10 protein-coding genes are annotated in these 12,175 nt (G+C 69.5%); 4 read left to right on the top strand and 6 right to left on the bottom strand.

Annotation, left to right across the window (positions count from 1 at the left end; translation table 11 throughout):
- Complete coding sequence (locus BOSE125_RS02335; RefSeq protein ID WP_236557775.1) at window positions 1-912, top strand: cation diffusion facilitator family transporter; 912 nt, start codon at window positions 1-3, stop codon at window positions 910-912.
- 8 nt (window positions 913-920) lie between these two features.
- Here BOSE125_RS02335 and BOSE125_RS02330 read toward each other — a convergent pair whose 3' ends face one another.
- Genes BOSE125_RS02330 through BOSE125_RS02320 form a run of 3 tightly spaced genes read right to left on the bottom strand, consistent with a single transcriptional unit; the run spans window position 921 to window position 3,724 of the window.
- Window positions 921-1,316: a hypothetical protein gene (locus BOSE125_RS02330; RefSeq protein ID WP_159549411.1), complete on the bottom strand. Its 396-nt coding sequence runs from the start codon at window positions 1,314-1,316 to the stop codon at window positions 921-923.
- Window positions 1,317-1,340: 24 nt separating this feature from the next.
- Window positions 1,341-2,378, bottom strand: coding sequence for a hemolysin family protein (locus tag BOSE125_RS02325; protein ID WP_159549408.1), 1,038 nt, complete (start codon window positions 2,376-2,378; stop codon window positions 1,341-1,343).
- Window positions 2,378-3,724, bottom strand: coding sequence for a hemolysin family protein (locus tag BOSE125_RS02320; RefSeq protein ID WP_159549405.1), 1,347 nt, complete (start codon window positions 3,722-3,724; stop codon window positions 2,378-2,380). Before BOSE125_RS02320 ends, BOSE125_RS02325 begins: the two co-directional genes overlap by 1 nt.
- Before the next feature lie 177 nt (window positions 3,725-3,901).
- Here BOSE125_RS02320 and BOSE125_RS02315 point away from each other — a divergent pair, with 177 nt between their 5' ends.
- The gene (locus BOSE125_RS02315; RefSeq protein WP_236558113.1) at window positions 3,902-5,662 is read left to right on the top strand and encodes a dolichyl-phosphate-mannose--protein mannosyltransferase; all 1,761 of its coding nucleotides are present in this window, start codon (window positions 3,902-3,904) and stop codon (window positions 5,660-5,662) included.
- Window positions 5,663-5,694: 32 nt separating this feature from the next.
- Complete coding sequence (locus BOSE125_RS02310; protein WP_159554583.1) at window positions 5,695-7,509, top strand: long-chain fatty acid--CoA ligase; 1,815 nt, start codon at window positions 5,695-5,697, stop codon at window positions 7,507-7,509.
- Between the two features lie 89 nt (window positions 7,510-7,598).
- Here BOSE125_RS02310 and BOSE125_RS02305 read toward each other — a convergent pair whose 3' ends face one another.
- From BOSE125_RS02305 to BOSE125_RS02295, 3 genes are all read right to left on the bottom strand, one after another.
- Complete coding sequence (locus BOSE125_RS02305) at window positions 7,599-9,041, bottom strand: TIGR01906 family membrane protein (protein ID WP_236557774.1); 1,443 nt, start codon at window positions 9,039-9,041, stop codon at window positions 7,599-7,601.
- A 136-nt stretch (window positions 9,042-9,177) separates the two neighbouring features.
- Window positions 9,178-10,131 (bottom strand): hypothetical protein, encoded by a 954-nt coding sequence (locus tag BOSE125_RS02300; protein WP_159549400.1) that lies wholly within the window; start codon window positions 10,129-10,131, stop codon window positions 9,178-9,180.
- Window positions 10,132-10,281: 150 nt separating this feature from the next.
- Window positions 10,282-11,274, bottom strand: a complete 993-nt coding sequence (locus tag BOSE125_RS02295) for a stage II sporulation protein M (protein ID WP_159549397.1) — start codon at window positions 11,272-11,274, stop codon at window positions 10,282-10,284.
- Between the two features lie 94 nt (window positions 11,275-11,368).
- Between BOSE125_RS02295 and BOSE125_RS02290 the strand changes: the two genes are divergently transcribed.
- Window positions 11,369-12,172, top strand: coding sequence for an RDD family protein (locus BOSE125_RS02290; RefSeq protein ID WP_159549394.1), 804 nt, complete (start codon window positions 11,369-11,371; stop codon window positions 12,170-12,172).
- The last annotated feature ends 3 nt before the right edge of the window (window positions 12,173-12,175 follow it).

Raw genomic sequence — 12,175 nt, 5'->3', positions numbered from 1 at the left:
GTGCCTCACAGTCACGACCACTCCGAGGCGATCCAGACCGCCGAAGAAGCCAGCTCCATCGGAATCCGCGCCGCGCAGATCAGCCTGGCAGGCATGGGGGCCACTGCGCTTCTGCAGATCGTGATCGTCTGGCTGAGCGGTTCGGTGGCCCAATTGGCCGACACCCTGCACAACCTGGGGCACCTGGCGACCACAGTCCCGCTGATTATCGCCTTCCGTCTCGGCCGTCGAGCGCCCTCCCGACGGTACAGTTACGGGTTCCGGCGGGCCGAAGATCTCGTCGGCCTCCTGATCGGGGCCGTCATCGCCCTCTCTGCCGGGCTGATCATCTGGGAATCGGTCCGAGCCTTGACCGCGCAGCGGGACATGACCCATCTGGGGTGGGTGTTGACCGCCGCGGTGGTCGGGGCCGTCGGCAACGAGATCGTAGCCAGGTACCGGATCCAGGCAGGGCGGCGCATTGGATCAGCGGCCTTGATCGCCGAGGGCCAACACGCGCGAACCGATGCGCTGACATCCCTGGCTGTCATCTTGGGCGTTCTCGGCGCTTGGGTGGGCCTGCCTTGGGTGGACCCGATCATCGGGCTGGTCATCGCAGCGGTCGTCGTCGCGGTACTTGTCGGCTCGATGCGCACGGTCCTGCGCCGACTTATGGATGGTGTCGAAGCCGGCACCCTGGATCTGATCGAGAGCACCGCAGCAGCCGTTCCGGGGGTCATCTCCGTGGAACAGGTGCGCGCCCGGTGGAGCGGGCATCACCTGGAGGCCGAACTCACCCTTGCCGTCCAGGCGAGCCTGAACATCGAAGCCGGACATCGCCTTGCCCTCGCCGTCGAGGGGAGCTTGCGCGGACACGTTCCCCACTTACACCAGGCCACCACCCTCCTCTCCCCTGCCCAGGCAGGGCCCTGAGTCCGCCGTCAGCCGAACACCATCGGCAGGAGGGACAGCGCGAACCCGCACACACCCAGCACCACGAAGGTGGAGCCCAGGGCCAGGCAGACGCTGGTCGCCGGCGTGCGGCGCTCGAACCGCACCGCGGAGGGGTCACGCCGGCTCACATAGCCCCGGCACACGTCCTGGCCGGCCAGGCGCGCGCGTTCGGCGCCGCTCAGGGGCCGCTCATGGAACTCACCGGCGGAGAACCAACGCGCCCACAGCGTCCCGGCGTCCGCCACGAGGACGACCTCGGTGGGGACCAGGCCCTTCTCACCCGAGCGCAGCAGCAATCCCACGAGCAGCACGGGCAGTCCGAGGATCAGCCCGATCCAGGAGATCAGGTCCCCCGCCACCCCGGCGCCTTCGAGGCCGTTCACGCCGCAGCTCCGGCCATCCGGGGCCTACCGGGTGGCACGGCTGTCATCACGGATCTGGCCGACGAGTTCCTCCAGCATGTCCTCCAGGGTCACAACGCCGTAAGGGTGACCGGACTCGTCCACGGCCAGGGCGAGGTGCGCACCGTCGCGCTGCATGCGGCGCAGGGACGACTGCAGGTGGTCTTCCACGTGCAGCCGCGGAAGTTCCCGCACCAGGCCGTCCGGCACCGGCACGGTCCGCGCCGCCGGTTCCAGGCCCAGCAGGTCCTTGACGTGGATGTAGCCGTTCAGGTGCCCGTCCTCGGCCTGGACCGGGAACCGTGAATAGCCGTTCGCCGCGACCTTCTCGATCTGCTCCGGTGTGCATCCGGCCGGCAGGGTGACGACCTCATGCAACGGGATCACGATGCTCTGGACGGAGCGCTCCTCGAAGGTGAGAGCACCGAGCAGCAGCCGCTCGTCCTGGTGGTCCAGCAGCCCGCCCTCACGGGACTCACCCACCAACCCGGCCACCTCGTCCCGGGTGAAGGTGCTGGCGACCTCGTTCTTGGGCTCCACCTTGAACAGGCGCAGGATGCCGTTGCCCATCGCGTTCATGGTCCACAGCAGCGGCTGCAGGGCACGCACGACGACCACCAGGGCGGGGCCCAGGATGAAGGCCATGCGCTCGGGCCCGGCCAGGGCGATGTTCTTGGGCACCATCTCGCCGAGCACCACGTGGAGGTAGGTCACCAGGGCGTACGCGATGATGTACGCGATGGTGTCGATCATCGTCGCCGGGATCCCCCAGGCCTCGAAGGGTCCCTGCAGGGCGTAGACGATCATGGGCTTGGTGACATAGCCCAGGGCCAGGGAACACACCGTGATCCCCAACTGCGCCCCGGCCATCATCAGCGAGACGTTCTCGATGGCCCACAGGGTCATTTTGGCCCCGCGCCCGCCCTCCTGGGCCTTGGGCTCCACAATGCTGCGGCGGGCCGCGATGAGGGAGAACTCGGCTCCCACGAAGAAGAAGTTCGCCGCGAGCAGCACGACGGTCAGGACAATACCGACGGTATCCACTAGCGATCGTCCTCCTGGGACTCGAGGGGTGATGCGGTGGCATGGACGCGGGCGATGCGGGACCCGTCCATGGCCTCCACCGTGAGGGAGACGCGAGCAGCCGGGTAGCCGTGTTCGGATTCGGTCTCCAGCTCGATACCGTCGCCCACGGCCGCGATTCGCCCGAGGTGCAGGGTCAGCAAGCCGGCGATGGTGTCGTACTCGGCGTCCTCGGCGATCCGATGCCCCAGCAGTTCGGTGACCTCGTCCGGGCGCAGCGCGCCATCGAAGGCCCAGGCCCCATCGGGCAGCCTCTCACTGGTCCGGTCGTCCGGATCGTGTTCGTCGACCACCTCCCCCACGAGTTCCTCCACGAGGTCCTCGAGGGTGATCAGGCCTGCCACGTCCCCGGTCTCATCCATCAGGACGGCCATCTGCAGGCCACCGGCACGCAGGGTGTCCATCAGTTGGTCCAGCTCGATCGTGTCCGGCATCAGGGTGGGCGTCTCCATCACGTCCGAGACGGGCGTGGAGGGGCGCTCGTCGAACGGAACGGCCAGGCCACGGCGGATGTGGACCAGGCCCTCGACTGCCGACGAGCCCGGCTCCATCACGGGGAACCGCGAGTGGCCGGTCGTGGCCGCCACCTGCAGCAGGTCCTGGACACTGCTGCCCGGCGCCAGGGTGGTCATCCGGGTACTCGGGGTCATCGAGTCGTGCGCACGGCGGTTGCCGAAAGCGAAGGACCGCTGGATGAGCTCGGCGGTCTCCGCTGGCAGCACACCCTGACGGGCGGAGTGGCGCACCAGCACCGTGAGTTCCTCCGGCGAGCGGGCCGAGGCGAGTTCCTCCTGGGGCTCGATGCCGAACAGTCGCACGATCCGGTTGGCCGTGCCGTTGAAGAACGTCAGCAGGGGTTTGGTCACGGTGCTGAACCCCCGCTGGAAGCCGACGACGGCCCGTGCGGTCGCCAGGGGCCGGGCGATGGCCAGGTTCTTGGGCACCAGCTCGCCGAACACCATGGTCAGGACGGTGGCCAGGACCAGGGCGAGCGCCACGGAGACGGACCGGGCCAGCGGTGCGGCCAGGCCGGCGTCCGTCAGGGGACCGACCACCAGGGCGGCGATGGCCGGTTCCGCCAGGAAGCCGATGCCCAGGTTGGTCAAGGTGATGCCCAACTGTGCCCCGGAGAGCTGCGTGGACAGGGTGTTCATACCCTTGAGCACACCCGCTGCCTTCTGGTCCCCTTGCGCGGCGGCCTCACGGACCTCGTTCTTGTTGACCGTGATCAGGGCGAATTCCGCAGCCACGAAGAGGCCGCAGGCGATGATCAGCACGAGGCCGACCAGGATCGAGACTATTTCCAATGACTACACCCCCCACCGCACGTTGTGAGCGCATGCGCTCGTGTCAGTGGGAGGCACGGACTGTGCCCCGGACTGTCACCGGGAGTAGACATCGGTTTCCTCTCAAGAAATCAGAAAAATCCCCGACCGTCGGCCGGGGATGTACGAAATCATGCCAGCGTGGCGGTTCCTGCGCAAATGGGCGAGGCGGCGAGCGGAAGCGGCCACCAGGGGCCAGCGGATCGGACCCCCAAGGCCCCGGACACCGCCCCCGCCTGCACGTACGATGGCAGGGTGCCTCAGTCCACCCCCACAGCGCAGTCGGTACGGCCGGTGCAGCCGGCATCTCCAGCGCCCGCCACATCCCCAACCCGGTGGTTGAGCACCCCCGCAGCCGCCTACACGGATGCGGCCCTGCGTCTTCGGCTGCTCGGCGAGCGTTTCCATCCGGGCCACTGGGGTTGGATCGTCCCGCTGGCCGTCACCATCCTGGCCGGCGTCCTGCGTCTGATTCGGCTGGACCACCCGCACCAGCTGATCTTCGACGAGACCTACTACGTCAAGGACGCCTTCACCCTGCTGCAGTCCGGCGTGGAGATGAACTGGCCGGAGGACCACAACGAGCAGTTCGCGGCCGGTAACCCGCAACCGGAGAACACTCCCGAGTACGTGGTGCACCCCCCGCTGGGCAAGTGGCTGATCGCCCTCGGCATGGCAGTGTTCGGTGCGGACAACGGCACCGGCTGGCGGTTCTCCGCGGCCGTGGCGGGCACCCTGTCCGTGCTGCTGACCGCACTGATCGCCCAACGGCTCTTCCGTTCGGTCTTCCTCGGCGGGATCGCCGGCCTGCTGCTGGCGGTGGAGGGCCATCACCTCGTGATGTCCCGCACTGGGCTGCTGGACATCTTCCTCTCCTTCTTCGTCCTGGCCGCCTTCGGTGCGCTGCTGCTGGACCGCGCGGACGGCAGGCGCCGTCTGGCCGAGCGGCTCGCGGCCGCGGCCGCACGCCATGGTGGGGCGCCGCCGTCGTCCCTGCTGAGGTACGGGCCGTGGCTGGGATGGCGCCCGTGGCGCCTGGTGGCCGGGATCCTCCTGGGTGCGGCCTGCGGGGTGAAGCTCTCCGGGCTGGCCTTCATGGCCGTCTTCGGGCTGACGACCGTGCTGTGGGACATGAACGCCCGGCGCGTGGCGGGCATCCGGCACTGGGTCCGCGCCGGCGTCACGCATGACGGGCTCTATGCCTTCGTCGCCGTCGTCGGCGTGGGCGCGGCGACCTATCTGGCCACCTGGACCGGCTGGCTCGTCACCGGCAACGGCTACAACCGGCAGTGGCACGCCACCCATCCCCCGCAGTCCTGGTGGGAGCACCTCGTGCCCGGCCCGCTGCGCTCGCTGGGCGACTACCACCGGCAGTCCACCCAGTTCCACGGGGGCCTGTCCTCCGGACACGACTACGCCTCGAACCCGTGGACGTGGCCGTTCATGGGCCGCCCCACGTCCTTCTACTACGAAGGCTACGACGACGGCGCGAACGGCTGCCCAGTGGACACCTGTTCCGCTGCCATCACCGATCTGGCGAACCCCGTCATCTGGTGGGCGGGAACCCTGGCAGTGCTGGCCCTGGTGTTCCTGTGGCTGGGTCGCCGCGACTGGCGGGCCGGGGCATTCCTCGGGGTCTACGCGGCCGGCCAGCTCGTCTGGTTCCTCTGGCCGGAGCGGACCATGTTCTTCTTCTACACGATCGCCTACACGCCCTTCCTCATCCTCGCGCTCACCCTCTGCCTCGGCGCCCTGATGCGCTTCGGCGGCCCCGCGAACCGCCGCCGGAACACGGTGCTGGTCCTGGCGTTCGTGGCGGTGGCCGTGGCGGCCAGCGCCTTCTTCATGCCGGTCTGGACCGGCGAGATGATCCCCTATGACCAGTGGCGGCTGCGGATGTGGATGAGCAGCTGGATCTGAGTCCGACCTCAGCGGATAGGCTGAGTCCCATGATGCAGGAAGCCCAGACCGACCAGGTCGCCGACCTCCCCGCCGAGACCAACGTGACGGACCGGTTCCTGGCCGTGGCGGCCGAACGACCCCACGCCCCGGCCTACGCCGTGCGCAATGGGGCCGGCGGGTGGCTGGACGTCTCCTACGCCTCCTTCCTCGACCAGGTGAGGTCCGCCGCCAAGGGGCTGATCGCCCTCGGCGTGGAGCCGAAATCCATGGTGGGCATCATGGCACCCACCTCCTATGAGTGGGCCGTGATAGACCAGGCCATCTGGTTCGCCGGTGCCGTGTCCGTCCCCGTCTACGAGACGTCCTCACCGATGCAGGTGGAGCACATCCTCGCGGACTCCGGCGCCCGGCTGGTCTTCACCGCCGCCGCACGGCACCGCACCGCCGTGGAGCGTGCCGCCGGGCAGGGAGGTTTCGAGGTCTCCGTGGTCCCGCTCGACGCCGCCGGACTGGCCGAGCTGGGCCGCGCAGGCCGGGGCGTGACGGACGAGGCGCTCGAGGCGGCCCGGTCCGCGAACTGCCTGGCCGACGTCGCCTCCCTCGTCTACACCTCCGGCACCACGGGCAAGCCCAAGGGCGCCCGGATCACGCACGCGAACTTCGCCGTGGGGGCCGCCAACATCCTCCCCTTCGCCCAGGGGATCGTGGGCGGCAGCGAGCAGCGCACCCTGATGTTCCTGCCGCTGGCGCACGTGCTGGCCCATGCCGTGCAGTACATCTGCCTGGTCGGCGGGATCCAGATCGCCCACGCCTCGGACCTGAAGACCCTGACCACGGACCTCTCCTCCTTCCATCCCACGTGGCTGCTGGCCGTGCCGCGCGTGTTCGAGAAGCTCGACGCCGGCGCTGCCGCCGCCGCGCACGAGGGCGGAACCGCGAAGATCTTCGCGGCCGCCCGCGCCACCGCGATCGAGTACTCGGAGGCCCAGGACGCCGAGGCCAGGGGTGAGGGCAGCGGGCCCGGTGCCCTGCTGCGGGCCCGCCATGCACTGTTCGACAAGCTGGTCTACCCGAAGATCCGCCGGATCCTCGGCGGCTCGGCGAAGTACACCGTTTCCGGGGCCAGCGCCCTGAACCCCGAACTGGCCCACTTCTTCCGCGGCGCCGGACTGGGGATGCAGGAAGGGTACGGCCTGACCGAGACCACCGCTCCCGCCACGCTCAACATCCCCGGCCACACGCGCATCGGCTCCGTGGGACTGCCGGTGCCGGGGACCACCATCCGCATCGCCGAGGACCAGGAGATCCTCATCCGGGGCACCATCGTCTTCGACGGGTATCACGGTCAGCCCGAAGCGTCCGCCGCGGCGCTGGATGAGGACGGCTTCTTCCGGACCGGGGACATCGGCCGCCTGGACGCGGACGGCTACCTCTATGTCACCGGCCGCAAGAAGGAGATCATCGTCACCGCCGGCGGCAAGAACGTCTACCCGACGCCTCTCGAGGAGACCATCCGCTCCGCCGGTGTGGTCTCCCAGGTGGTCGTGGTGGGCGACGGCCGTCCCTTCGTGGGCGCCCTCGTCACCCTGGACGCGGACGGGCTGGCCCAGTGGGCCAACGCCCAGGGCGTTTCGCCCCTCTCCCTGGCCGAGGCGAGCACCCACGAGGGGCTGCGAGCCGAGGTGCAGAAGGCCGTGGACCTGGCCAACGAGTCGGTCTCCCAGGCGGAGTCCATCCGGAAGTTCACCATCCTGGACACCGAGCTGACCGAGGAGTCCGGCCACCTCACCCCGTCCCTGAAGCTGCAGCGCAACGTGGTCATCACCGACTACGCGGACGCCATCGAGGAGCTGTACCGGGCGTAGCCCCTCGCCTCCACCCCCTCCATCACGAGAGCGGTAACTGTCGACTCCACCGGAGAGTCTCGACAGTTACCGCTTTCGTGTTCTCGGGGTCAGGCCTCCTGGGCGTCGTACCAGTCGTTGCGGCGCTGGATCAGGTCCATCTGCGCCAGGCGGGACTCGTGCCGCCGGCGGCGGGTGGGCCACGTGCAGATCAGGGTCACGATGAGGGTGACCAGCACCAGGGCGGCGATGCCGATCCCGGCGTCCATCCAGAACTGGTTCGGGTAGAGCCGGATCAGGGCGTCCGTGGCCTGGAAGGTCCAGGTGCCGTCGGCGAAGAACAGGCTGTGGAAGGTCGCGAAGAACTGCTCCCAGCCGAGCACGGCCAGCACGGCCAGGGCGATCAGGACCACGAGCATCCAGACCGACCCGGCGAACAGCGAGCGGCGGATGCCACCCTTGGCGGTGCGGGCCAGAACGATCATGAAGACGATGCACAGCAGGCCCAGGACGGCGCCGACGGCCATGCTGATGAGCATGACGAGCTTGACGTCCGCCATGTGGGAGACCTCGGTGTCCGTGAACAGCTGGTTGCCCTGGTGTGTCAGGTCGGACAGATACCGGGGCGGTGCTGCGTTGAAGAGGAAGTCCATGCCGGCGGAGCCGTAGGTCAGCCGGTCCTCGGTGGTGAAGCCAAGCTCGTCGGCCGGGAAGCCGGGACGGTGGTACTCGATCCACAGGAACAGTGGGGAGGCCACGGCGCGGACGGCGGCGATCAGCACGACGATCGGGAAGAAGATCGCCAACAGCACCTGCAGCACCTTGGGTGCGGTCGAGGGGCCTTCCAGCGCCTCGTCCCGGGCCGCGGCACGCGCCTCGGCGCCACGCAGGTCCCGACGCCGGTCCTCAGCGTCCGTTGCGTGTGCACCGCTGGCGAAGCCCCGGTAGTCGTCCTGGGCGGACTGGGCGGTCTGGGGCGCCGTGACGGGGGCCCCCGCAGCCGCTCCTGCGCCGGCGGCGGTGGAGCCTGCCACGGCGACGTCGTCCCACAGGGTGCCCGTTCCGGCGCGGCTGGACTCGGGATCGGGCTCCGGCGTGGACGTGGCTGTCACGGTCTCCGGCGGCAGTCCGTTCCTGTCACCGCGCGCCCGGGCAGCCGGCCGGTCCCGCGCCACAGTATCGCCGGCAGCCCAGGCATCGAGCTCGGCCCGGTCGATGGACTGTGTCGACTGGGTTCCCGGGTCCGCGCGGTGCTCGGCGCGGCCGGCACCGTCGGGTCGGTCGATGGACTCGGTCGGCTGGGTGCCCAGATCCGCACGGTGTGAGCCGCCATCACTGGAATCCAGGGCATCCGAGGTCACCGGCGCGGTGTCAGGACTCTCCTCGGCGTTCGGATCAGAGGTGTCCGCCTCGTCGTCCTCCATGAACGCCGCGTAGTCCAGGCCGCTCTCGAACTCGTGGCTATCCGCGTGCTCCGCTGCACGCCCGTCCCGGTCCCCATTCTTGCCGGAGGAGGCGTTCGTGCCGTCCTGTGACCTGTCCTTGCCAGCCATCGTCCTGCCTTCTGTTCGCGCGTGATGAGACGTTTCCTTCAGAGACTAGTGCCGCCCGAAGAGTCAGAGGCGGGGGCACGCCCGAGCCAGGTCTCCACGGCGTTGCCAAGCCATCATCGGTCAGGACGGCGTCAGTTCAACCGCAGACCCCATCATCATCGAACGCGCCCCTGCACAGCGTCGTGGACTGCACCGAGGACACGGTGAACTGACCGCCGCTGTCCTGCAACTGGACCTCCAGCCGCTCGCCGTGCGCCATGTCTCCAGCGTCATCCTGCCCGTCTCGGTAACCACCGATCAGATCAACAGTCCATGCGCCGACTCCGCCCTGCGGAGAGCGGACGATGGTGCGTTCGGTCCCCGTGTCCTGGTGTTCGGGGCCCGGTTCACTCTCCGGGGCACGGAGGTCTGCCACGTGGAGCACGAGCTCTTCTGCATCGGTCCTGGATCCGGCGTCCGCGACGTCCTCGGTGACATCCGCCGTCGGGCCGAAGGTGGCCACGTACTGGCGGTTCACCCATCCGTAGAGGTCTCCACCGTCCTCGGACTCGGTGACGATCTCGATCCACCACCCACCCTCGTCCACGAAGAATCCCTCGCGTCCGGTCAGCGTCAGTTGGTCCATCGGGCCGGCGCTGGCGATCACATCACCGTCCGGACCCACTCCGGGCTGCAACCGGATGTTCAGGCCGCTGCCCTCGGGGACCCCGACGACGTGGACCTCGTCCGTGTCCGGGAAAGCAGGCTCCGCGTTCTCGTCGTCGTACGGACTGAGCGCGTTGATCTCGTCGTCAGGCAGGGGTTCGGAGCCTGGGCCGGACGCGGTGGTGCCGTCCTGGTCCGGACTGGGCTCACCAGAACTGCTGGGCTCACCGGAACTGCTGTGCCCACTCGGACTGGGCGCATCGGTCTGACTGGGCTCGCCGGCCGGGGACGTGGTGTTCTCCGCGGGACTGGTGACGGTCCGTGTCTCCGAGGCGACGCTCCCGCTGCCCGCTGGAGCCCCTGAGGGTGCACACGCGGTGGCGACGAACAGGACGGCCGCTCCGAGGCCCAGGGCTTTGACGATGGGCCCCGAGAATGCGTTCACGGTTCGGTCCCTCTTCCTGCCTGCCAGCACTCCACTGGCAGTGCTTCTTCATCGTCACACTGTCGATCTTCGAGCACAACCACACCACCGCACTGGTGGCCAGATCGTTGCGCTCACGTGGGCTTCCGGGTGCGGGGCACCCAGGGCGACCTACGCTGTGAGCTGGCGGGCGCCGGCGTCGTGGGCCTCGAGGTCCCCGGTGGCGCCGGCGGCGACGGCCCGGCGCCCCAGGATCAGCGTGTAGGCCCAGTAGCCGGCCAACACGAGCAGACCGATGCCCAGGCGCAGCCAGTGCGGCAGCCCGGACGGGGTGACGAAGCCCTCCACCACGCCGGACACGGCCAGCACGAGGACCAGCCCGGCGGCCACCGTGAACAGCGAGCGGCCCTCGGAGGCCAGCGAATCGAGCCGGGTCCGCTGCCCCGGGGCCACCCAGGCCCAGAAGATCCGCAGGCCGGCGGCACCGGCGATGAAGATCGCCGTGAGCTCCATGAATCCGTGCGGGAGGATGTACAGGAAGAAGGTGTCCAGCTCGCCGTGGGCCGCCATGACCCCGCCGGAGATCCCGACGCCCTGCGCATTGACGAAGAGCACATAGGGCACGAAGTAGCCGGTGATCCCGAAGGCCACCTCCTGCGCGGCGATCCATGCGTTGTTGGTCCACACCTGCCCGGCGAAGGAAGCGGCCGGGTTCTCGGAGTAGTAGCCGGTGAACTGCTCCTCGGCGTACTCGCGCATCTGCTCCTCGGTGCCCAGGGAGGCGAGCACCTCGGGTTCGCCGTTCACCCAGAATCCGAACCAGACGGCCACGAGGCAGAAGGCCGCCCCGAGGAGCACCGTGAGCCAGCGGATCCGGTAGAACGCGGCGGGCAGCTGTTCGAGGAAGAAGCGGGAGAAGCCGGCGGAGGCGTTGGAGGGCGCCCCCGTGATGCGGTTGCGGGCCCGGGCCAGCACCATGGACAGCCCGGCGGCCTGCGGCCCGTCCGGGTCATGCGCCTGCACCACGGACAGGTGGGTGGAGGCCCGGCCGTAGAGCTCGAGCAGCTCGTCGGCCTGCCCGGCGTCGAGACGGCGGGTGCGCGCCAACGAGTCCAACCGCTCCCACGTGGGGCGATGTACCGAGGTGTAGGCGTCCAGATCCACGACTTCAGGCTACCGGCCGCTACGCTGGGCGGGGCGCACGACGGGCCGCATGACCCGTTCGGCGCAGCTGCTGGACCGTATCAGGGGGTTGTTCATGAGCACGACGGTGGTCACCGGCGAGGCGGTGGTGCTGCAATTGCGGCCCGCGTCCTTCGTGGTCCGGGCCGCCGGCGCCCTCATAGACGCCATCGCCCTCGTGCTGCTCTTCCTCGCGGTGGTCTGGGTCCTGGCCCAGACGATCCTCGAGGAGCTGGACCCCGCCGCAGCCCAGGCCACGGTGCTGGCCCTCGTCGTCGGCATGCTCGTGGGCGTCCCGCTGGCCGTGGAGACCCTCAGCCGGGGCCGTTCACTGGGCAAGCTCGTCTTCGGCACCCGCGTGGTGCGGGACGACGGCGGCTCCATCCGCCTGCGGCACAGTCTGGTCCGCGTCCTGGTCGGGATCATGGAGTTGTGGATGACGTTCGGTTCCGTGGCGCTGATCGCGTCCATGCTGAACGAACGCGGCAAGCGCCTGGCGGACATGGTCGCCGGCAGCCAGGTGGTCGTCGAGCGCCAGCGCGCCGTCCCTCCGCCGTTGCCCGGCGTTCCCGAGTCGATGCGGCCGTGGGCCGAGGTGGCCGACGTCGGCCGCCTCCCGGACGCCCTGGTCGCCTCCGTGACGCAGTTCCTGCGCAACGCCCGCTCCGTCCCGCCTGCGGTCCGCCACCAGACCGCAGGCCGCCTGGCAGCGCAGGTGGCGCCGTTCGTGGCCCCCGGCCCGCCACCCGGGGTGCCCATGGAGGACTTCCTGCTGGCCGTGGTGGCCGAGCGGCGCAACCGCGACTTCCGGCTGCTGAGCCGTCAGCAGGAGAGGGCGGACGCCGCCGCCGAGCGCCTGCACTCCCTGCCGTTCTCCTGACGG

Origin of the sequence: Citricoccus sp. K5, from assembly GCF_902506195.1 — a bacterium.
In the GTDB taxonomy this organism is placed as follows: domain Bacteria; phylum Actinomycetota; class Actinomycetes; order Actinomycetales; family Micrococcaceae; genus Citricoccus.
This window is presented reverse-complemented; position numbering and strand designations above follow the sequence as displayed.